The sequence below is a fragment of the Mycobacterium sp. ACS1612 genome, assembly GCF_001667505.1.
Taxonomy (GTDB): Bacteria; Actinomycetota; Actinomycetes; order Mycobacteriales; family Mycobacteriaceae; genus Mycobacterium.
Window position 1 is genome coordinate 59,018 of the sequence record NZ_LZHZ01000001.1, and the last position, 21,408, is coordinate 80,425.

At 67.2% G+C, this 21,408-nt stretch carries 23 protein-coding genes; 5 read left to right on the forward strand and 18 right to left on the reverse strand.

Going from position 1 to position 21,408, the window contains the following annotated elements; translation table 11 throughout:
• Positions 1-93 precede the first annotated feature (93 nt).
• From A5724_RS00300 to alr, 10 genes are all read right to left on the reverse strand, one after another.
• Positions 94-1,608 (reverse strand): adenylate/guanylate cyclase domain-containing protein, encoded by a 1,515-nt coding sequence (locus A5724_RS00300; RefSeq protein ID WP_067794400.1) that lies wholly within the window; start codon positions 1,606-1,608, stop codon positions 94-96.
• A gap of 127 nt (positions 1,609-1,735) precedes the next feature.
• Entirely contained in the window at positions 1,736-3,355 is a 1,620-nt protein-coding gene (gene groL, locus A5724_RS00305) for a chaperonin GroEL (protein ID WP_067794402.1), read from the reverse strand.
• A 78-nt stretch (positions 3,356-3,433) separates the two neighbouring features.
• Positions 3,434-3,736: a co-chaperone GroES gene (groES, locus tag A5724_RS00310; RefSeq protein ID WP_015305122.1), complete on the reverse strand. Its 303-nt coding sequence runs from the start codon at positions 3,734-3,736 to the stop codon at positions 3,434-3,436.
• Between the two features lie 181 nt (positions 3,737-3,917).
• Positions 3,918-4,373: a nuclear transport factor 2 family protein gene (locus A5724_RS00315; protein ID WP_067794404.1), complete on the reverse strand. Its 456-nt coding sequence runs from the start codon at positions 4,371-4,373 to the stop codon at positions 3,918-3,920.
• Positions 4,370-5,395 carry a tRNA (adenosine(37)-N6)-threonylcarbamoyltransferase complex transferase subunit TsaD gene (tsaD, locus tag A5724_RS00320; RefSeq protein WP_067794406.1) on the reverse strand — a complete coding sequence of 342 codons (1,026 nt, stop codon included), beginning with the start codon at positions 5,393-5,395 and terminating at the stop codon, positions 4,370-4,372. The genes A5724_RS00315 and tsaD overlap by 4 nt, the downstream gene beginning before the upstream one ends.
• Complete coding sequence (gene rimI, locus A5724_RS00325; RefSeq protein WP_067794408.1) at positions 5,392-5,844, reverse strand: ribosomal protein S18-alanine N-acetyltransferase; 453 nt, start codon at positions 5,842-5,844, stop codon at positions 5,392-5,394. The genes tsaD and rimI overlap by 4 nt, the downstream gene beginning before the upstream one ends.
• On the reverse strand, positions 5,841-6,434 hold the full coding sequence (tsaB, locus tag A5724_RS00330) for a tRNA (adenosine(37)-N6)-threonylcarbamoyltransferase complex dimerization subunit type 1 TsaB (RefSeq protein WP_082964778.1): 594 nt from the start codon (positions 6,432-6,434) through the stop codon (positions 5,841-5,843). The genes rimI and tsaB overlap by 4 nt, the downstream gene beginning before the upstream one ends.
• Positions 6,419-6,886 (reverse strand): tRNA (adenosine(37)-N6)-threonylcarbamoyltransferase complex ATPase subunit type 1 TsaE, encoded by a 468-nt coding sequence (tsaE, locus tag A5724_RS00335; protein ID WP_067794412.1) that lies wholly within the window; start codon positions 6,884-6,886, stop codon positions 6,419-6,421. The genes tsaB and tsaE overlap by 16 nt, the downstream gene beginning before the upstream one ends.
• A complete protein-coding gene (locus tag A5724_RS00340) occupies positions 6,879-8,000 on the reverse strand; it encodes an alpha/beta fold hydrolase (protein WP_067794414.1) in 1,122 nt (373 codons plus the stop codon). Before A5724_RS00340 ends, tsaE begins: the two co-directional genes overlap by 8 nt.
• Entirely contained in the window at positions 7,997-9,166 is a 1,170-nt protein-coding gene (alr, locus tag A5724_RS00345; RefSeq protein ID WP_067794622.1) for an alanine racemase, read from the reverse strand. Before alr ends, A5724_RS00340 begins: the two co-directional genes overlap by 4 nt.
• Before the next feature lie 349 nt (positions 9,167-9,515).
• Between alr and A5724_RS00350 the strand changes: the two genes are divergently transcribed.
• A complete protein-coding gene (locus A5724_RS00350; RefSeq protein ID WP_067794625.1) occupies positions 9,516-10,220 on the forward strand; it encodes a TMEM165/GDT1 family protein in 705 nt (234 codons plus the stop codon).
• On the opposite strand, the gene A5724_RS00355 is transcribed toward A5724_RS00350, so the two are convergent.
• Genes A5724_RS00355 through A5724_RS00365 form a run of 3 tightly spaced genes read right to left on the reverse strand, consistent with a single transcriptional unit; the run spans position 10,217 to position 13,536 of the window.
• A complete protein-coding gene (locus tag A5724_RS00355; RefSeq protein WP_067794416.1) occupies positions 10,217-11,599 on the reverse strand; it encodes a glutamate decarboxylase in 1,383 nt (460 codons plus the stop codon). The genes A5724_RS00350 and A5724_RS00355 overlap by 4 nt on opposite strands.
• Positions 11,600-11,611: 12 nt before the next feature.
• A complete protein-coding gene (locus A5724_RS00360; protein WP_067794418.1) occupies positions 11,612-13,024 on the reverse strand; it encodes an NAD(P)H-hydrate dehydratase in 1,413 nt (470 codons plus the stop codon).
• Between the two features lie 41 nt (positions 13,025-13,065).
• On the reverse strand, positions 13,066-13,536 hold the full coding sequence (locus A5724_RS00365; protein WP_232004647.1) for a CGNR zinc finger domain-containing protein: 471 nt from the start codon (positions 13,534-13,536) through the stop codon (positions 13,066-13,068).
• 84 nt (positions 13,537-13,620) lie between these two features.
• On the opposite strand from A5724_RS00365, the gene A5724_RS00370 reads away from it, so the two are divergent.
• A complete protein-coding gene (locus A5724_RS00370; protein WP_067794423.1) occupies positions 13,621-14,490 on the forward strand; it encodes an alpha/beta fold hydrolase in 870 nt (289 codons plus the stop codon).
• Here the strand turns inward: A5724_RS00370 and A5724_RS00375 are convergent.
• Positions 14,479-14,856: a DUF1622 domain-containing protein gene (locus A5724_RS00375; RefSeq protein ID WP_067794425.1), complete on the reverse strand. Its 378-nt coding sequence runs from the start codon at positions 14,854-14,856 to the stop codon at positions 14,479-14,481. The two genes, A5724_RS00370 and A5724_RS00375, sit on opposite strands and share 12 nt — an antisense overlap.
• A gap of 54 nt (positions 14,857-14,910) precedes the next feature.
• Positions 14,911-16,779, reverse strand: coding sequence for a glutamine--fructose-6-phosphate transaminase (isomerizing) (gene glmS / locus A5724_RS00380; protein ID WP_067794427.1), 1,869 nt, complete (start codon positions 16,777-16,779; stop codon positions 14,911-14,913).
• Positions 16,780-16,834: 55 nt separating this feature from the next.
• On the opposite strand from glmS, the gene A5724_RS00385 reads away from it, so the two are divergent.
• Positions 16,835-17,680: a dienelactone hydrolase family protein gene (locus A5724_RS00385; RefSeq protein ID WP_067794429.1), complete on the forward strand. Its 846-nt coding sequence runs from the start codon at positions 16,835-16,837 to the stop codon at positions 17,678-17,680.
• Between the two features lie 37 nt (positions 17,681-17,717).
• Positions 17,718-18,755, forward strand: coding sequence for an LLM class F420-dependent oxidoreductase (locus tag A5724_RS00390; protein WP_067794431.1), 1,038 nt, complete (start codon positions 17,718-17,720; stop codon positions 18,753-18,755).
• Here the strand turns inward: A5724_RS00390 and A5724_RS34325 are convergent.
• Positions 18,752-18,955: a hypothetical protein gene (locus A5724_RS34325; protein ID WP_067794433.1), complete on the reverse strand. Its 204-nt coding sequence runs from the start codon at positions 18,953-18,955 to the stop codon at positions 18,752-18,754. The two genes, A5724_RS00390 and A5724_RS34325, sit on opposite strands and share 4 nt — an antisense overlap.
• A gap of 70 nt (positions 18,956-19,025) precedes the next feature.
• Between A5724_RS34325 and A5724_RS00400 the strand changes: the two genes are divergently transcribed.
• Positions 19,026-19,898, forward strand: coding sequence for a LysR family transcriptional regulator (locus A5724_RS00400; protein ID WP_067794435.1), 873 nt, complete (start codon positions 19,026-19,028; stop codon positions 19,896-19,898).
• On the opposite strand, the gene A5724_RS00405 is transcribed toward A5724_RS00400, so the two are convergent.
• Together A5724_RS00405 and A5724_RS00410 are read right to left on the reverse strand one after the other, a co-directional pair.
• Positions 19,861-20,052, reverse strand: a complete 192-nt coding sequence (locus tag A5724_RS00405; RefSeq protein ID WP_067794437.1) for a hypothetical protein — start codon at positions 20,050-20,052, stop codon at positions 19,861-19,863. The genes A5724_RS00400 and A5724_RS00405 overlap by 38 nt on opposite strands.
• Positions 20,049-21,407, reverse strand: coding sequence for a hypothetical protein (locus tag A5724_RS00410; protein ID WP_067794440.1), 1,359 nt, complete (start codon positions 21,405-21,407; stop codon positions 20,049-20,051). Before A5724_RS00410 ends, A5724_RS00405 begins: the two co-directional genes overlap by 4 nt.
• Between the last annotated feature and the right edge of the window lies 1 nt (position 21,408).

Consider the following 21,408-nt stretch of genomic DNA (forward strand, 5'->3'; position numbering starts at 1 on the left):
AAGAAAACACCCCCGGCCTGATGACCGGGGGTGGTTCGTCAGAAACTGCTAGTGCGCGTGGCCGTGATGACCGTGGTGGTGAATGTAAGCCCGTCAGCGAGTCATCGCTGGGTCGAGTCCGAAGACCTGGGTGGCCGCGGACTTGCCTTTCAACGCATGCACTCCCCGATCAACTAGCCCTGCTGGCCAAATAGCCAGCGCTTCGACAGATTGGGCGGTCAGAAGGATGGCGTCACCAATGTTTTTGGTGAGTTGCTCGACGCGGGCCGCGACGTTGACGGTGTCACCGATCAACGTGAACTCCAACTTGCTTCCGCCACCAATAGTGCCAGCGATCACCTTACCGGTGTTGATCCCGATGCCGATCCGAAGCTCACCGCCGAATCGCTCGGCGACGAGGCGGTGAATCAGCACGGCGGCGCCCACCGCGGCGTCGGCATGATCCGCGAGATCGTTTGGAGCGCCGAAGACGGCCAGCGCGCCGTCGCCGAGAAACTTGTTGACGTGCCCTCCGGCGTCGACCACCGCCGGCACCACGATCGCGAACAAGGAGTTGAGCCGGGCTACGGTGTCCTCCGCGGTGTGCGACTCGGCGAACGGGGTGAAGTCGCGGATGTCGATGAACATCACCGTCACCTCGCGGCGCTCGCCGGTGAACACGTCGTCGCCCTGCTCGAGGAGCCGCGCGGCGAGAGCGGGGTCGACGTAGGTGCCGAATGCCGCCTGAAGTCGTTGCCGCTCAGCCAATCCCGCCTGCATGCGGTTGAAGGACGCCGCCAGCACTCCGAGATCGTCGTCCTGAACCACCGGCACGCGCCTGCCGTAATCACCGACCGCGACACGTTCGGTTCCCTCCGCGAGATCACGAATCGGCCGCATCGACGGTGAGAAACCGACGCCGACGGCTAGCGGGATTCCGAACCCGACTGTCAACGCACTGCCGATCCCGAGGAACAGTAATGGCTGCGGGCTGGCCCCAACGATCGCGGCAACCAACATCGCACTGTCGACGGAGAAGACGAACGCAGTCCCCAGGACCGTCATGTTTGACCACGCGGCGATCGTCGGGCGAGCGCGGGGTAAGGAGTCCCCGATGCTTGTGTCGCCAGCGATCGCGATCCGTGCCGGCCGAGCTGTCGCCTCCAACATGCTGTGCACACTGATGAGATACGTCATAGTTCCGACCACGGCGCCCAGCACCCCGTACTGGGCAAGTCGCCCAACGCCCGCTCCGGCGATTGCACCGACGATCACCGACATCAGGGCGAAGGAGACCGCGGCTAACCACAGCACCCGAAAAACCGCGCTCCGAGCGAAGCTGTATGTGGCCTCCAGCGCTGTTGCCCGATCGACGTCGTGGCCGGCCGCCCATTGCTCGACTGGGCGGTAGCGCTTGCCGTCGGCGAAAGCCGCGTACAAATTCAGCGCCAGCAGGGCGACGAGGGTGACCACGGCTGCCTCGACGTAGTGACGGGAGCCTTCAACAGCGACGATGAGGAACGACCAGAATAGGTAGATCGGCAATCCTGCTGGCAATATGACGGCCAGACCCGCCCAGCGATGTCTCGCTCCAAACCGGTTCCACGCCCACTGCCAGATGCGTTCCATGTCCGGAGACTAGAGACCGAGCGCTCACCCTTCTGCGGATTGCCAAAGCAGCACATCGGTACGCGCGAGTCTGCTTACCAAAACACCCCCGGCTTAACAGGACCGGGGGTGTTTCGTGTCGAACTATCTAGTGAGCGTGGCCGTGATGGCCATGGCCGTGGTCTTCCTCCTCGGCGGGCTTGTCGACAACCGCCGTCTCGGTGGTCAGCACCATGCGGGCCACCGACGCGGCGTTGAGCACCGCCGAGCGGGTGACCTTCACCGGGTCGACGATGCCCGCCGACACCAGGTCGCCGTACTCCAGCGTGGCGGCGTTGAGCCCCTGCCCTGCCGGCAAGCCGGCGACCGTGTTCACCACCACCGAGCCGTCCAACCCGGCGTTGGCGGCGATCCAGTACAGCGGAGCCGACAGCGCTGCCTCGAACACGTCGACGCCCACCGCCTCGTCACCGGAAACGGATTCCCGCACCGCGGACAGCGCCTTGCGTGCCTGCACCAGAGAAGCTCCACCGCCGGTGATGATGCCCTCTTCGACCGCAGCCTTGGCCGCTGAGACGGCGTCTTCGACGGCTTCCTTGCGCTTCTTCAGGTCGGTCTCGGTAGCGGCGCCCACCTTGATGACGGCGACGCCACCAGCGAGCTTGGCCAGCCGCTCTTCGAGCTTCTCGCGATCCCAGTCGGAGTCGGTGGCCTCGATTTCCGAGCGCAGTTGCGCCTTGCGCGCCTCGATCGCGTCCTTGGTGCCTGCGCCGTCGACGATGACCGTGCTGTCCTTGTCCACGACGACGCGCCTGGCGCTACCGAGCACCTCGAGGCCGACCTCACGCAGCAACAGGCCGACGTCCGGGTTGACCACCTGGCCGCCTGTCACGACGGCAAGGTCATCGAGGAACGCCTTGCGACGGTCACCGAAGAACGGCGCCTTGACCGCGACGGCCTTCAGCGTCTTGCGGATCGCGTTGACCACGAGCGTCGAAAGCGCTTCGCCCTCAACGTCTTCGGCGACGAGCAGCAGCGGCTTGCCCGCCTCGGCGACCTTCTCGAGCAGCGGAAGCAGGTCCGGCAGCGAGCTGATCTTCTCGCGGTGCAGCAGCACCAGCGCGTCCTCGAGAACCGCTTCCTGCGAATCGAAGTCGGTGACGAAGTACGCCGAGATGAAGCCCTTGTCGAAGCCGACGCCCTCGGTGATCTCCAGTTCAGTGTTCAGCGTCGAGGACTCCTCGACCGTGACGACGCCGTCGGCGCCGACCTTGGTCATCGCCTCGCCGACCAACTCGCCGACCTGCTCATCGCGCGACGACACCGTCGCGACCTGAGCGATGGCCTTCTTGTCAGACACCGGCGTGGCGGCGGCCAGCAGCGCCTCCGACACCGCGTCGGCGGCCTTGCTGATGCCCGAGCCGAGCGCGATCGGGTTGGCACCCGCGGCGACCTGCCGAAGGCCGGCCTTCACGATCGCCTGCGCCAGCACGGTCGCGGTAGTGGTGCCGTCGCCCGCGACATCGTTGGTCTTGGTGGCCACCGACTTGACCAGTTGCGCGCCCAGGTTCTCGAACGGATCCTCGAGATCGATCTCCCGGGCGACCGTGACGCCGTCGTTGGTGACCTGCGGGCCGCCGAACGCCTTGGCCAGCACGACGTGCCTGCCGCGGGGCCCCAGCGTCACGCGGACCGCGTCGGCGAGCTTGTCTACGCCGGCTTCCATTGCGCGGCGCGCAGTTTCGTTGAACTCAATCTGCTTGCTCATATGAGTCTTTCGGTATGACGCGTTCCGCCCCGGACATCACCCGTGATTACGGGGATCTCCGGGGCGGGACACGAGTGCCTACTTGTTGACGACAGCCAGTACGTCGCGGGCCGACAGGATCAGGTACTCCTCGCCGTTGTACTTGATCTCGGTGCCGCCGTACTTGCTGTAGATGACGACGTCGCCCTCGGAGACGTCCAGCGGAATCCGCTTCTCGCCGTCCTCATCCCAGCGGCCCGGGCCAACTGCGACGACGGTGCCTTCTTGCGGCTTCTCCTTGGCGGTGTCGGGGATGACCAGACCGGACGCGGTCGTGGTCTCGGCCTCGTTGGCCTGTACGAGGATCTTGTCCTCGAGTGGCTTGATGTTCACGCTCGCCACGATGGAGCCCTCCAGTAGTTCGGGTTGTTGATCCGGAGCCAACCCCCGGATGCCAGCATTACAGGTGTTCGGCATGCGTCCGCGCCCTCGCGCCGTCGTCGCGGGTGCCGGAGCAGGGTTTGGCCGCGTGCCACCTAGCACTCTATACAGGAGAGTGCTAGCACTCAAGGTCCCCCCGGTACTAACGGTCAAAGTCGCGGGGGTCGAACATCAGGTGGGCGGAGATGTCGCCGATCATCTCGACGTCGACCTGGCGCCCGGTGAAGTACCAACCGTCATCGTCGCAGGTGAAGGTGTCGAAATAGCGGCCGACCACGATCGGCTGCAGCGGCACGGTCTCGGTGTTCTGGACGACGCAGAAGGTCGACCTTGCGGTGGCTGTTCGCTCGTCGCTGATCTCGACAATCGGGTTGAGCACGAGGTGCCGGGTGCGCGGTGTGTTGCCGTGACTGGGATGGCGACGGGTCGTCGCGCCGAACAGCTTGGCGATGTCCTCGGCGCCCGACGTCGATGCCGACCTGGTGCCTGCGAAAGTTGCCCGGGCCAGCAACCGGCCCACACCGTCGAAGTCTCCTGCGTCGATCAGCTCGGCGTAACGATAGAGCAATTCGATGATGGCGAGCTTGTCCTCGATCAAGCCACTTGTCCTTTCACCACCGGTAGCCCTGGGTCGCTGGCCGCGTCGAGCGGCGACGGCGACGCCCCCGCCGCGATCAGATGCGCAGCGAACGACGCGATCATCGCACCGTTGTCGGTGCACAGCCGCGGTCGCGGGATCCGCAGCGTCAACCCGTTGGCTCCGCACCGCTGGTGGGCCAGCTCACGCAGTCGCGAGTTCGCGGCCACCCCGCCCGCGATCAGCAGCGTCGACACGTTCAGTTCTTTCGCCGCGCGCACCGCCTTGAGCGTCAGCACGTCGGCCACCGCCTCCTGGAAGCCGGCCGCCACGTCGGCCTGCGGGGCGTCGGGGTGACTCTCCACATACCTCGCGACAGCGGTCTTCAGCCCCGAGAAACTGAACGCGTACGGGTCGTCGCGTGGCCCGGTCATGCCACGCGGGAACACGATAGCGTCGCGATCACCCGTGCGCGCCAGGTCGTCGAGCACCTTCCCGCCGGGATAACCAAGCCCGAGCAGCCGGGCGACCTTGTCGTACGCCTCCCCCGCGGCGTCGTCGACGGTGCTGCCGAGTTCGACGATCGGCTCGCCCAGCGACCGCACGTGCAGCAGGTTGGTGTGCCCGCCGGACACCAGCAGACCAACGCTCTCCGGGAGCGGGCCGTGGTCGTAGACGTCGGCGGCGAGGTGACCGCCGAGATGGTTGACGGCGTAGAACGGCACCTGCCACGCGGCCGAATAAGCCTTGGCCGCAGCCACTCCCACCAACAACGCGCCCGCCAGCCCAGGGCCGATGGTGGCGGCGACGATGTCCGGTTTGTTGATCTGCGCGGCCTGCAACGCGCGCCGCATGGTGGGACCGAGCGCCTCGAGGTGGGCGCGCGACGCGATCTCGGGCACGACGCCACCGAACCGGGCGTGTTCGTCGACGCTGGACGCCACCTCGTCGGCGAGCAGCGTCACGGCGCCGTCCTCGTCGAGCCGCGCGATGCCGACACCCGTTTCGTCGCAGGAGCTTTCGATGGCCAGGATGGTCGTCATTGCGGATCCCGTCTCATGGTGTACGCGTCGGCGCCGCTGGCCCGGTAGTACCCCCGGCGCAGGCCGACGTTGACGAACCCCAGACTTTCGTACAGTGCGATAGCGGGCACGTTGTCCGTACGAACCTCCAGATAAATCTTTCCGTCCGACGCATAGTCGAGCAGCTCGGTCATCATTCGCCTGCCGATGCCCTGGCCCTGATAGGCAGGGTCAACCCCGATGGTGTGAATCTCGTACTCGTAGGGCTTCTTTCGGCCGAGCCGCGAGATGCCGGCGTAACCCACGAGCTTCTGATCGACTCGCGCGGCCACATAGTGGATGTGCTTGGCGGCCAACTCGGCGAGGAACGCCCGAGCGGGCCATGGATCGTCGCCCTCGAACAGTTGCGCCTCCAACTCCGCGCACCGAGCCGCGTCGTCGCGAGTCAGCTGGGTGTAGACGACGTTCACTTGGTCACCACCGACGGTTTGGCATCGGGGCGGCGCAGGTACAGCGGCACCAACGGCGCAGGCTCGGCCGCCCAGTCGGCGACCGCGCGCACCAGGCCCGACACGGTCGGATACACCGGCGGGCGGGTCAATTCCTGTTCCGCGCCGGGCACATCGGCGGGCGCGTTGACGGCAGGGCCCTCGACACGGACACCGTCGTGGAAGCGCGCCCAATAGATCTCCCGGCGACGGGCATCGGTGACGACGAGCGCGTCCCCCGCGGTGAAAACACCGATCGCGTCGAGACTGCACACACCGTGGACCGGTATACCCAACGCGTGACCGTATGCCGCCGCCGTCGCCATGCCGACCCGCAGCCCGGTGAAAGGACCTGGGCCGCAACCGACGACCACGGCATCGAGATCGGCTACGGTCAGGCCCGCATCGGCCAGCGCGCCGAGCACGTTGGGCGTCAACTGCTCGGCGTGCGCCCTGGCGTCGACGGTGACGCGTTCGCCGAGGACATGCACTCCGTCAAGCCGGACCACCCCCGCGGTCACCGCGGGCGTGGCCGTGTCGATGGCCAGGATGATGGTCACTGCCGGCTCCAATGCCAGATCGCGGTCCGCACTTCGGTGTCGGCTCCACGCTCGAGCCGAATGTCGAGGTGGCTGTCCGAGAGCCGTTCCGCCAGGCCCTCACCCCACTCGACCACGACTACGGCGTCGTCGAGATCGGTGTCGAGGTCCAGCGAATCGAGTTCGGCGAGCAGGTCGACGGAGCCGTGGTCGAGCAACCGGTACAGGTCGACGTGAATCATCGCAGGCGCGCCGGCTTTCCGGGCGCGGTGCACCCGCGCGAGCACGAACGTCGGCGAGATCACCGGTCCTTCGGTGTCCAGCGCCTTGGCGATGCCCTTGGCCAACACCGTTTTTCCCGCCCCCAGCGGGCCGGAGAGCACCACGACGTCGCCTGCCCGAAGCTCACTGCCGAGTCGCGCGCCCAGCGCGATGGTGTCGTCGGCGGTGGCGAGTTCAGCGGTGCCAGAGGTGCGCTCAGCCATGGTTGCGCACCCGCTCTCGGACGCGGCGGGTGAGCGCGACCAACTTGGACGGGGTGGCCCGCTCGACCAGCCTCACCAGACCGTCGTCGATCGCCTCCGGCTGCTCGAGCTGCACCAGATGCCCTGCGCCGCCGACGATCACCAGCTCGGACTTGGGCAACGCGGCCGCCATGTGCTGCGAATACTCCATCGGCGTGAGCAGGTCGCGGTCACCGCAGGCGATCAGTGTGGGCACCTTCACCAGTGTCGCCAGCCCCGCCGTCTCGTCGTGGACTTCCAGCGCATGCAGGAACTCGACAAGGGTGGCGATCGGAGTGTCGTGCATCATCTTCTCGGAGAACGCGACGACGCTCGGGCTGATCTTCTCGTCACCGTAGGAGGCGGCCCGCAGGATGGGGGCGATCACCGACTTGGCGGCACCGCGGGTGCGGTGCACCGTTTTCGGCGCGTAGCGCACGGCGAACCGAGCCGCCTCGAGGGCGGGATTCTTCAGGATTTCACCGAGCGGTGACCGCGAAACCCCTTCAGCGGCAGAGGCGATGATCGCGGCACCGACCACCCGCGTCGGGTAGCGATGCGGAAACTGCCTGGCGTGCGACAGCACGGTCATCCCGCCCATCGAGTGTCCGACCAGCACCACCGGCCCCCGCGGTGCCATCACGGCCAGCACGGTTTCCAGGTCTCGGCCCAGTTGTTCGACGGTGTAGGACTCGGGTGACGCCTGACCCGAATGGCCGTGGCCGCGCTGGTCGTAGAACACCATGCGGACTTGGCGGCCCCACTGCTCGGCCAGTCGTGCGCGCTGAAAGTAGAACGCGCCCATCCGCAGACAGAAACCGTGTGCGAAGACGACCGTCACGAACGCGTCCTCCGGGCCGACTTCACGCACCGCGAGGTCCACGCCGTCGGGAGTGGTGACGATGTGGCTGCGGTCGGCCTCGAGTAGTTCAAAGTCCTCGTTCTCGTAGGGATCGTCGGTGCTCAAGCGCCGGCGCAGCGACCTGGCGACGGACACGCCCGCCGCGGTGCCGACCGCTGTCAACCCCGCGGTACCCGCCAGCCACGGCGCCGGAGACCGTCGGCGGCGTGGCGGCGTGATTTCGTTGTCAGTCAACGACTTTGGCCCGCCGCTCCGCGATATGTCCGGGTGACCCTGCCGCGGGGACTGGTGACCACTTCGTAGTTGATGGTGCCGAGCAGGTCTGCCCAGTCCTGGGCGGTCGGTTCACCATGGGTGCCGGGCCCGAACAGAATCGCGTCGTCCCCCTCGGCGACGTCGACGTCGCCGGGACCGAGATCGACCACGAACTGATCCATGCAGATGCGGCCGACGTTGCGCCGCAGTCGACCGTTGATCAACACGTCGATGCGTCCGCTCAACGTCCGAAACACCCCGTCGGCGTATCCGATCGGCAGTAGCGCCACCGTGGTGTCGCACTCCGCGACCCAGGTGTGGCCGTAGGACACCCCATCGCCGGTGCGCACCGAGCGGACCAGTGCGACAGGGCATTTCAGCGTCATGGCTGGCAGCAGACCCATATCGCCACGCTCGGGGATTGGCGTCTGGCCGTACACCGCGATGCCGGGCCGGACCATGTCGAACGCCAGGTCAGGTCGGGTCAGCGCGGCCGGCGAGTTGGACAGGTGCACGAGCTCGTAGCGCACCCCCTGCTCCTTGGCCTGCGCGACCATGCCGGTGAGCCGTTGCGCCTGTACGTCGTTGAAGGGGTTGTCCGGATCGTCACCGTGGGCGAGGTGCGACATGATGCCCCGCAGCCGGGCCGCGCCGTCGGCCTGTGCGCGACGAAGTATCGGCAACATCTCGAGATACTCCGCACCGCTGGCGCCGTTGCGACTCAGGCCGGTGTCGACCTTGACGGTGACGGTCGCCGTGTGGCCGGTTCGCTGTGCGGCGTCGAGAAGGTCTTCGAGTTGGCGCACCGAGGACACGGCGATCTCGACGTCGGCCTGCAGCGCGGGACCGAAGTCGGCGCCCGGCCTGTGCAGCCACGCCAAGACCGGGCCGGAGATGCCGTCGCGGCGCAGCGCCAACGCCTCCTCGATGGTGGCCACGCCAAGGTGGGTGGCGCCCGCGGCCAGGGCGGCGCGCGCGACCTGGGTGGCGCCGTGTCCATAGCCGTCGGCCTTGACGACCACCATGACCTGGGCCGATCCCGCGCGTTCCCGCAGCAGACGGACGTTGTGAGCGATCGCGCCGAGGTCGACGACGGCCTCGGCGGCCGCAGTCGGACTCGTCGAAAGCTCGGTCGTCTGGGTCATCGTCGCCATTGTCCCAGACCCGGGGCTCCGGCCGTCGCGGCCGGGCTGACAACGAAATAAGGGTACCCAAACTTTTCTTCGTCGTAACCCAAACTTATTGGGCCAGAACGACTTTCGAATCGGCCGAGTTGCATCGACCTCCGTGCCATGCGTAGCATGGCGGCAACGAAGGGGAGTAGCCCCGAATCGGGTGATCGACATACTGGCTTGCGGCTTCGGCTCAGGCCCGGTCACCCGGACCGGCACCACAACCGGTGGGCGAGACCTTCGGCCGGATGACCGTTTCGGTTGTCGGCCGGAGGCATCTCCCAATTCCTCCGGACGCCAGCCACCGACCGAGGAGTTGTTGGTGTTCGCCGCCGTGCTCTTGAGCTTCGCCGTCATCTTCGTCGCGGAGTTGGGCGACAAGTCCCAGCTGATGGCGATGACGTTCGCGCTGCGTCACCGCTGGTGGGTGGTGCTTGCCGGAATCACCGCCGCCACCACGGCGGTGCACCTGATTTCCGTCGCGGTCGGCCACTATCTCGGCGCGGCGTTGCCGACGCATCTGCTGGGCCTGCTGGGCGGCGTGGCATTCGTCCTGTTCGGGTTGTGGACACTGCGCGGGGATCGCCTGTCCGATGACGAGGCCACCCGCGCCCAGCGGTCCACCGCGCCGGCGTTCTTCGCGGTCACGTCGGCGTTCCTGCTCGCCGAGTTGGGCGACAAGACCATGTTGGCGACCGTGACGCTCGCCGCGGACCACGACTGGGTGGGCGTGTGGATCGGCTCCACCCTCGGCATGGTGGCCGCAGACGCGCTCGCCATCGTGGTCGGCGCGCTGGCGGGCAAACACCTTCCCGAGCGGGCCATCCAGCTCGCGGCGGCCGGTTTGTTCCTGTTCTTCGGCGCCTACCTGCTTCTCGAGGGCGTGTTCCAAACGGCCTCAGCACCGGTGATCGGCGGCATTGCCCTCGTCGTCGTCGCGGCGGCGGCGGCCGCGATGTTCGCGTTGCCGCCGCGTTGGCGGCCTGCGGTGATGCGCCCCCGGCCCGCGGAGACCGTCGAGGTTTAGTGCGCGAACGGCTGCACCTCGTCGAAGTGGCCACCGGGCTTGAGCTCGTCGAGGTGGTTGAGCGCGGTGGTCATGTCGTCGTGCAGCGCCCTGGCCAGGTCGGCGGAGAAGCCCTCCCGGACCACGATGCGCAACATCGTGATGTCCTCCGCGCCCGTCGGCATGGTGTAGGCGGGCACCTGCCAGCCATAGGCGCGCAGCGTGTGCGAGACGTCGAACTCGGTGTAGCCGAAGTCCCCGGCCAGCCGGAAGCTGACCACCGGAATCGCCGAACCGTCGGAGACCACCTCGAAGTGCTTACTCGCGCGCAGTTGATCGCCCAGCCAGCGTGCGGTGGTCGACAGGCAGCTCATCACCTGGCTGTAACCCTCCCGACCGAGCCGGAGGAAGTTGTAGTACTGGCCGACCACCTGGTTGCCCGGCCGGGAGAAGTTCAGCGTGAACGTCGGCATGTCACCGCCGAGATAGTTGACCCGGAACACCAGGTCCTCTGGCAGATACTCCTTGCTGCGCCACACCACGAAGCCGATGCCCGGGTAGGTCAGCCCGTACTTGTGTCCGCTGACGTTGATCGAGACCACCCGCGGCAGCCGGAAATCCCACTCCAGATCGGGGTGCACGAACGGCACCACGAAACCGCCGCTGGCCGCGTCGACGTGCACCGGGATGTCGCTACTGCCGTCGGCTGCGAGTTTGTCCAGCTCAGCGCAGATCTCGGCGATCGGCTCCAGTTCACCGGTGAACGTGGTGCCCAGGATCGCCACGACGCCGATGGTGTCCTCGTCGACGTTGTCCAGCACCTGTTCGGGAGTGATCACGTAGCGGTCTTCGGCCATCGGCAGATACCGCGGCTCGACGTCGAAGTAGCGGCAGAACTTCTCCCACACCACCTGCACGTTGGCGCCCATCACCAGATTCGGTGTGCGGCCCTTCCAGTCCTTGCCGACGCGTTCGCGCCACCGCCACTTCATCGCCAGGCCCGCGAGCATCACCGCCTCACTGGATCCGATGGTCGACACCCCCACCGCGCTCGACGGGTCGTCGTCACGCAGATCTTCGGCGTGGAACAGGTCGGCCACCATGCAGACGCAGCGCTGCTCGATGGCGGCGGTGGCCGGGTACTCGTCCTTGTCGATCATGTTCTTGTCGAACGTCTCGGCCATCAGCCGCTCGGCTTGAGGGTCCATCCAGGTGGTGACGAACGTCGCGAGGTTGAGCCTGCTGCTGCCGTCGAGCATCAGCTCGTCGTGGATGAAGCGGTATGCCGCATCGGGATCCATCGCGTCGTCGGGCAGCCGTAGCGACGGCACCGGCGCCATCGCCAGCCGCCCGGTGTAGGCGGGGGTGATGCTTGGGGCGTGAGTCAGCTTGCGCGGCATGGCAAGTCCTTTCTATAGCGAGGCGATAGCGGCACGAACATGAGCGAGGATGCGCGACGCCGACGTCGGCGCGGGACGCGGTCCAGGATCTGCGGCGGACAGATTGGCGGCGCGTGCGTGCACGAACGCGGCCGCAGCGGCGGCCTGTCCTGTCGGCAGCCCGGCGGCCAGCAGTGCCCCGATGATGCCCGACAGCACGTCACCGGATCCCGCAGTCGCGGCCCAGGATTGGCCGGCCGGGTTGAGGTAGACCGGTCCCCCGGGTTCGGCGACAATCGTCACGTTGCCCTTCAGCAGCACCGTGGCGCCGAGTCGGTCGGCCAACTTGCGTGTGGCGGCGACACGGTCGTGGCCTGGCGGAGCACCGGCGAGCCGCGCGAATTCACCTGCGTGCGGCGTCAATACGGTTGGCGCTGCGCGGCCTTCGACGAGTTCCGGATGCGCGGCCAAGATGGTCAGCGCGTCGGCGTCGACGATGACGGGCAGATCAGTGGCCAGAGCGAATGACAGCGCGACCGCCCCGGTCTCGTCGGTGCCGAGTCCAGGGCCGACAGCCCATGCCTGCACACGGCCCGATGCCTGTGGGGTCGGCGCGGCGATGACCTCCGGCCACTGCGAAAGAACCTGCGGGCCCGCGGATCCCGCGTAACGGACCATTCCGGATGTGGCGGCGACGGCGGCTCCGGTACACAACACCGCTGCGCCGGGATAGGTGGCCGAGCCGGCCAGGATCCCAGTGACGCCCTGGGTGTACTTGTCGTCCTTGGGGCCCGGAACCGGCCACAACGCGGCGACGTCGGCGGCGTCGAATCCGAGCATGTCGGTCGACGGCAGATCCAGTCCGATGTCGACCAACTCGACACGGCCGCATTCACCCAAAGCATGAACGGGTTTCAGGCCGCCGAAGGTCACGGTCAGGGATGGGTGTACGTGCGGACCGTCTGCGGCGCCGGTCTGCACGTCGATGCCGCTGGGAATGTCGACGGCGACGATCGGGCTGCGCACGTCGGCGAAGATTTCGGCCGCACCCGGTCGCAACGGTCCGGAGCCGGAGATGCCGACGACTCCGTCGATGACCAGATCAGTTGTCGCTGACACGTTTTCCACCAGCCTGCCGCCAGCTCGGGTGAATGCGGCGAGTGCCGACTTGTGTGCACGCTCGGGATTGAGCAGCACAGCGTCGGCGGAGGCGCCGCGGCGGCGCAGGAAGGTCGCGGCCCACAGCGCGTCGCCGCCGTTGTCACCGGAACCGACCACCGCGCACATCCGGCGGCCCGTGATGCCGCCGGTCAGCAGGATCAGTTCGCGGGCGATCGCGGTAGCCAACCCGAACGCGGCCCGGCGCATGAGGCCACCCTCCGGCAGGGACGCGAGCAGCGGCGCTTCGGCTTCGCGGATCTCGTCGGCGGTGTAGTAGTGCCGCATCCCAGCCAGGATTCCATGACTGGGACTTTGACAGCGACGTTTCAGCCCCGGCGGGTCCGGCTGTAGTGGCGACGCGCCTTCATCCGATTGCCGCATCCGCTCATCGAGCACCAGCGTGCGGTGCCGGCGCGGGAGCGGTCGAGGAGGAACAGCCTGCAGTCGTGGTTGGCGCACGGGCGCAACCGTCCGGGCATCTCCCGCTCCAGTTCGCCCCATGCGAGCACGACGCGTGCCTGCCAATCGGCTTCGAGCGTCCACTCGACTCCGTCGGGCCCGATGTCGGGCAGCTTGCGCGCATCGGCGAGGTAGCGGCGCAGCACCGATGCGTCGGATTCCATCCGGACGACTCGCTGCAGATCGTCGCGCACGGTCCGGACGTCGTCGACGTCCTTGGGTCCGCCGTGCGCGCGAAGCCAGCGCCCGTCGAGTTGGTCAACCATCTGACCCTCGATCACCGGTGTGGTGTTGAGCAGGTCCACCAGCACGATCTGCCAGTCCACCGTCGTACTCATGCTAACCATCATAAAAGTATTGACAGGTTAGGTTCAAGGGTGTTGACTGACACCTAACCGTCATAACAGCTTTAAGGGGTTAGGATGCTCACTCATCATCGCTTCGCCGTGATCGCCGGGCGCACGATCTTCTACCGCGAGGCCGGATCGCCGTCGGCGCCGGCCGTCGTCCTGCTGCACGGCACCCCGAACAGTTCGAGCCAGTACCGCAACCTCATTCCGGCGCTCGCCGACCGCTATCACGTCATTGCCCCCGACTACCCCGGCTTCGGGCACTCCGAGGTACCGGATGTCGACGATTTCTCCTATACCTTCGACAACCTCGCCGACCATCTCGACGCGCTTCTGGATCACCTGGGCCTGCAGCGGTACGCGATCTTCGTCCAGGACTACGGCGCCCCGGTTGGCTGGCGATTGGCGTTGCGCCACCCAGACCGCATCGCGGCCATCATCACACAGAACGGCAATGCCTACGTCGAGGGTTTCGTCGGCGACGTGATGGAGCCTCTGTTCACCTACGGGCGGGAGCGGTCCGAGACCAACGCCGCGCCGTTGCTGGACCTGATCAGCTTGGACGGGGTCAAATGGCAGTTCACGCACGGGGTTTCGGATCCCTTGGTGGTCGACCCCGATGCTTGGGTGAACGCGCATTGGGCGGTGGCGAGCAGCCCGCAGCGGGTGGCCGCACAGCTCGAACTGTTCGCCGACTACAGCTCCAACGTCGACCTGTATCCGAGCGTGCACGAATACTTCCGCACCTCTCAGGTGCCCCTACTGGCGGTGTGGGGGCGCAACGACCAGATCTTCGGGCCCGACGGGGCAGTGGCGTTCGCACGTGATCTGCCCGCGGCTGAGATCAATCTGCTCGACGGGGGTCACTTCCTGCTGGAAAGCCGACTGGCCGAGGTCACCGCGCTGATCCGGCCGTTTCTCGAGCGGCACTTACCCGGCTGACTGCCTCTGCGGCTTGTCGGAGGCCGTGGCGGAGCGCTGCTGCCAAGGCCACGACCCGGTCACCTCGAGTTGCAGAGAGAAGCTCAGGAACGTGCGGATCAACACGATGCCGCCGAGCACCGCGACGCTCTCAGCGCTCGGGGTGACGGCCACGGTGCGGATGATGTCTGCGGCGACCAGGAATTCGAGACCGAGCAGGATCGCGCGACCGAGGCGCCGCCGGAAGAACTCGTACGCGCCGCCGTCCTCCTGCCTCGCCCGCGCGATGGTCAGGATGACGGCGACTATCGCACCACCCGCGATGACGGCGACGCCGATGGCGTCGATCACGCTGCCGGTGCGCTCGATGATCTCGACGAGAGCCACGACGCCATCGTGACACCGCCGCCGCGGCTATTGTGCTGACACGCCGTCGGTCGTCTACTCGACGGTGACGGACTTCGCCAGGTTACGCGGCTTGTCCACATCGTAGCCGCGGGCCTGGGCCACACCGGCGGCGAAGATCTGCAGCGGGATCGTCGACAGCAGCGGCTGGAAAAGCGTTGACACCGCCGGTATTTCGATCAGGTGATCCGCGTACGGGCGGACGGTGTCGTCGCCCTCCTCGGCGATGACGAGGGTGATGGCGCCGCGGGCCTGGATCTCCCGGATGTTCGACAACAGCTTAGCGTGCAGGGTCGGGGCGTTCTTCGGCGACGGCATCACGACGATCACCGGCAGGTCGTCTTCGATCAGCGCGATCGGACCGTGCTTGAGTTCACCGGCGGCAAACCCCTCGGCGTGCATGTACGCCAGTTCCTTGAGCTTGAGCGCGCCTTCGAGGGCGACGGGATAGCCGACGTGGCGGCCGAGGAACAGCACCGCCGACGACTGCGCGAACCGATGGGCCAGTGCGGCGACCGGTTCGGCGGTCTCCAGCACCCGCGAAACCAGTTCGGGCATCGCCTCCAGGTCGCGGTATTCGCGCTCCACCTCGTCGGGGTACTTGGTGCCTCTGGCCTGCGCGAGGGCAAGTCCGACAAGGTAATTCGCCGCGATCTGGGCGAGGAACGTCTTGGTCGACGCGACGCCGATCTCCGGTCCGGCGCGGGTGTAGAGCACCGCGTCACACTCGCGCGGAATCTGGCTGCCGTTGGTGTTGCAGATGGCGAGGACCTTGGCCTTCTGCTCCTTGGCGTGCCGCACCGCCTCCAGCGTGTCGGCGGTCTCGCCGGACTGCGAGATGGCGACCACCAGCGTGTGGCTGTCCAGAACCGGGTCGCGGTAACGGAATTCGCTGGCCAGCTCGACCTCGACAGGCAACCGCGTCCAATGCTCGATGGCGTACTTGGCCAGCAGTCCTGAGTGATACGCGGTGCCGCAGGCAACCACGAAAACCTTGTCGATCTCGCGCAGTTCCTGGTCGGAGAGCCGCTGCTCGTCGAGCACGATGCGGCCGCCTGCGAAGTGGCCGAGCAGGGTGTCGGCGACCGCGGTGGGCTGTTCGGCGATCTCCTTGAGCATGAAGTACTCGTAACCGCCCTTCTCGGCGGACGACAGGTCCCAATCGATGTGGAAGGGGCGGGCGTTGGCTTCGTCGGCGTTGCCCTGGAAGTCGAAGATCTCGTAGCGGTCAGGGGTGATCACGACCGCCTGGTCCTGGCCGAGTTCGACGGCGTCGCGGGTGTGCTCGATGAACGCGGCCACGTCGGAACCGATGAACATCTCGCCCTCGCCGACCCCGACGACCAGCGGCGTGGAGCGGCGGGCCGCGACGATCATGCCCGGCACGTCTGCGTTGGCGAAGACCAGCGTGAAATGGCCTTCGAGCCGGCGCAACACCGCCAGCACGGAGGCGGCGAAGTCACCGGCGGTGTCGCCGTGTTGGTACTGGCGAGAAACCAGGTGCACCGCGACCTCGGTGTCGGTGTCGCTGGCGAACTCGACGCCCGCGGCCTCCAACTCGGCGCGCAGCGGCGCGTAGTTCTCGATGATCCCGTTGTGGACGACGGCGATCTTGCCTGCGGCGTCGCGGTGCGGGTGGGCGTTGCGGTCGGTGGGCCTGCCGTGGGTCGCCCACCGGGTGTGGCCGAGGCCGGTGCTGCCTGCGAGGCAGACGTCGTCCGTTTCGGCGAGGGCCGCCTCCAGGTTGGCCAGCCGACCCGCCTTTCGGCGCACGGTCATGCCGCCACGTCCGTCGAACAGCGCCACTCCGGCCGAGTCGTAACCGCGGTACTCCATCCGGCGCAGTGCGTCCACGACGATGTCACAGGCAGGACGCTGCCCGACGTATCCGACGATTCCGCACATAGCCATTCAGGGTAGTGCAAGAGCTGGGTCACACCTGCTGCGCTACGGTTCGATGGTGGCGCGCACGAAGAAGCTTTTCTCCGCTTTGACCCGCCGCGGACCGCACCGCGTTCTGCGTGGTGACCTGGCCTTCGCCGGGATGCCGGGGATCGTCTACACGCCGGAAACCGGGCTCAATCTGCCGGGTGTGGCATTTGCTCATGAGTGGCTGGCCAGAGCCGATCGCTACGAGGGCACGCTGGAGCACCTGGCGTCGTGGGGCATTGTCGCCGCGGCGCCCGATACCGAGCGCAGCGTCGCCCCGTCGGTGCTGAATCTGGCCTTCGACCTCGGCACCACGCTGGACATCATCGCCGGTGTGCGACTGGGGCACGGAAAGATCAGCGTCCACCCGGACAAGCTCGGGGTGGTCGGCCATGGTTTCGGTGGCTCGGCGGCGGTGTTCGCGGCCGCGGGCCTGCCGGTGAAGCCGAAAGCGGTGGCGGCCTTGTTCCCGACCGTGACCAAGCCGCCCGCCGAGGAACCCGCCGCGTCCCTGGCGGTGCCCGGGCTAGTGCTGACAGCGCCGGGCGACCCGATGATGTTGCGCTCCAACGCTGTTGAGCTGACACGGGTGTGGAAGGGCGCGACGCTTCGCACCGTGCACAAGGCGAAGGCAGGCGGCCTGATCGAGGGCAGGCGGTTGGCCCGTGTGGTGGGGCTTCCCGGTGCCGATCGCAGCACGCAGAAACTGGTGCGGGCGTTGCTGACCGGTTATCTGCTGCACACGCTGACCGGCGACAAGGCCTACGCCGACTTCGCCGACCCGGAAGCCGACCTGCCGAAGGCGCCTGCGGTCGACCCGTTCGCCGACGATCCGGTGGACATGGAGAACAAGGTCGTCGCGCTTTTGAAGCCCTGATGCGGCCCAACCAACCGGTTGGGTATATAACTTCGTAATGCGGACCGGGATTTTTCTCAACTACGCGGGCGGCTTTCTCGAGGCGGTCGACGAGGTCGTCGAACTGGAGAAGATCGGGGTGGACATCGCGCTGGTGGCCGAGGCCTACTCGTACGACGCGATCAGTCAGTTGGGCTTTCTGGCGGCCAAGACGTCCACGATCGAACTCGGCACCGGTGTCGTGCCCATCTACATCCGCACGCCGTCGCTGCTTGCGATGACTGCGGCGGGCCTCGACTACGTTTCCGACGGCCGCTTCCGGCTGGGCATCGGCACCTCCGGTCCACAGGTGATGGAGGGCTTCCACGGTGTGCCGTTCGACGCGCCGCTCGGCCGCACGCGGGAGGTGGTCGACATCTGCAGGCAGGTGTGGCGCCGCGAACGGGTCAACTACGACGGCAAGTACTACCAGGTGCCGCTGCCCGCCGACCGCGGCACGGGGCTGGGCAAGCCGCTGCATTTGATCAATCACCCTGTCCGCGACCGCATTCCGATCACGATTGCCGCCCTGGGCCCGAAGAACGTCGAACTCACCGCCGAAATCGCCGAGGGTTGGCAGCCGGTGTTCTTCGATCCGGAGAAGGCCGACGACGTATGGGGCGAGTCACTGCGCGCTGGCTACGCGAAACGCGACCCGTCGCTGGGGCAACTGGACATCATGGTCAGTGCGCCGTTGGCGATCGGGGACGACGTCGACGACCGATTGGGTTGGGTAAAGCCGCAATTGGCGCTCTACATCGGGGGTATGGGCGCTCGCGGCCGCAACTTCTACCACAACCTGGCGACCCGTTACGGGTTCGGCGAGGTGGCCGACCACATCCAGGACCTCTACCTCGGCGGCAAGAAGGAAGAGGCGATCGCGGCCGTCCCCGACGAACTGGTGCGCAGTGTCTCGCTGGTCGGGCCGCGCGCCTACGTCCAGGAACGGTTGGCTGCATTCACCGAGGGCGGTGCGACCACGCTTCTGCTGCAACCACTTTCGGGTGACCGACGTGAATCTGTGCGGTTCGTCGAGGAATTGCAGGGCATGCTCTAGACGAGCAGGGCGCCGCCGTCGACGGTCAGCACGATGCCGGTGCCCCACTGCTGCTCCATGCCGTACAGGTAGGCCAGCGCCGTGTCGGACACCAGGTGTTTGATGTCGCCGACGTCGGCGGCGAGTGCCTTGAGCGAGCCGGGGCACGGTCGACGCCGGATTGCCGCCGATGACGAGGCCTCTTGCGTCTTCAAGCTCATGTCTCCACTGTCGAGATGATTCGTCGCTAGGTCCAAGACTCTTCTCGCCGCTCGGCGATACCCTTGCGGTATGGCGGCATCCGATCTCGATCTGCGCAAGCTCCGCTACTTCGTGGCGGTGGCCGAGGAGTTGAACTTCGGTCGCGCCGCCGAGCGGCTTCATATCGCGCAGCCGGTGTTGTCGCGGCAGATTCGTTCGTTCGAAGGCGAACTCGGGGTGCAACTCTTCGCCCGTGACTCGCGGGGCACCGAGTTGACCATCGCGGGCAAGCAGCTGCTTGAGGATGCCCGTTTTCTGCTTGCTGAGACAAAAGCATTGCGGCAGCGGTTATCTCGGGTCGCCGACCAGACGGTGACGGTAACGGTAGGTGTGATGCCCGGCCTATTGGCGACAGCGGCCGCGACTGCGTTCGAGGCCGAAGATTCGACGCGGCGCGCCGTGGTCTTTCAGGTCGGGTGGGCCGACCAGATCGATGTCATTCGGCGCGGCGAGGCCGACGTGGTCTACGCGCGTGAGCCGATCGATCACCGGGGCCTGGGCAGCGCGCCGCTTCTCGAGGAGCCGCGAGTGGTCGCGTTGTCGGCCGGCGATCCGCTCGCCGCGAAGCCCGCTGTCCGGCTGGCCGACTTGGCGAGCAGGCGTCTGCTGCAGGATCCGGCCACGGTACCGGAGTGGTATGACATCGCGCTGCCCGAGTTTCGCCGCGGCGGCCAGACAGCGCACACCGTCGAAGAGAAGCTCGAACATGTCGCTGCGCGCGAGGGTGTCGTGATCCTGCCGCAGTCGACGGCGGCGTACTACCGCAGGCCCGATGTGCGGGTGCTGCCGATCGGGGACCTCGGCCCGAGCAAGGTCACGCTGATCTGGGATGCGACGACTGACAATCCGGGCCGCGACGCCTTTGTCACCGCGGCATTGGCGTGCCGGGAGCAGACGGTTTGACAGTCGGCTGCCGGTCCTTGGCGGCGATTTCGGCGAGCACGCCGCACACGGCGCCGCGACCGTCACCGAGTACGCAGTACGTGATCGCTGCGAGCGTGTAGATCAGCACCGTCACCGGAACGGCTGGGCCGGCGGCTTCGACCTCACCATTCACTCCCCCACTTGCGGTAGTTCGTCAGCCGCGATCTCACACGGCGTTTCTCCCGCAACCGGTTCCGGCTCAGGCTCGGGCGGGGGTGGTGGCGACGGCGACGTCGGCGCAGGCTCGGGTGCAGGGACCAGCGGCTCAACCGGCGGCGGCGGCTCGTCGGGCGGCTCGCTCAACGGCGGCGCGTCTTCGAGTGGGTCGCCGGTCTCACAGCGGTCCACTTCGGGGGCTAGCGGCTCTTCATCGGAATCAGCCTCTGTTTCTTCATCTTTCGGTTCGGCATTCTCCTCGTCGTCGAGTTCATCAGGCTCGTCGAGTTCGGGCGGGTCGGCCAGCTCATCGCCGGACGTTCCCAACAGGCCGCCGAACGCATCGGCAAGCTGCTGCCCGATGCCAGACAACCCGCTACCCAGGTCAGGCAGTCCACCCATAGGGGGCATCCCCGACGATGTGATCGGCGCGGCCGGCGGAGCGTCGGGCAACGCGGCCGGCGCAGGGAGCGGCCCCGGTGGGGGTGGAGGCGGCGTCGCCGCGAATCCCCAGGGAGGACCCGACGACGCCCCGCCCCATGCCGGCGGTGCACTGCCAACCGGCGATGGCGGCGGTGACGCCACGAACGATGCCGGCGTCGTCGCAACCGCTTCATCGGGCGGCGGCAGCCACCCCGGTCCGAGGTCACCGGGTACCGCGAACGTCGGCGCAGGTTCGACACCGAGCGTGGCCCCCGCGCCCTCGTAGGCATCAGTCACCGCCGCTGCCGCTGTACGCATTGCGGTCAACCAGTCCTGCCGAATGTCGTTGTCTATGAACGGCTTTATCTCCTGGTCGACCAGTTCACTGGCCGCCGCCCGATCACCCGATCCTGTCGTCACCGTCTGAGCAGCCGCCAACCAATCGGCCCGACGGGCCGCACTGCGGTCGGCGATCGCCAGCGCCGCAGCGACCTTCCCGTCGACGGCATGCCACAGGTCGTCGCGCAACGCGGCCATCGCATCGGCAGCGGTGCGAATCGACGCAGCCACGGCGGTGGCCGCCTCGCCGTGCCGTCGCAGAAACTCTCGCGACGCTTCAGCGCCGCTACCCTGCCATGCCGCCGACACCGCCGCGAGTTGCTGTTCCTGTTGCGCCCGGGCATCCTCGATTGCCACCACCACCGCCTCCAGCGCGGCGCAGTCCGCGTCCATCGCTCGGAGATCCAGCCCGTCCTCGCTGCCGTACCAATCGCGCACCTGCTCTGCATTCAGCGTCAGGTCCGGGTTCTGGTAGCCGAGCGATCGGCACGCCCACACGTAGTTCTGGACGTCGTCCACCGCGGGCCCGCCTTCGGCCAACCGCGCTGCCACATCGAACTTTTCGGCCACG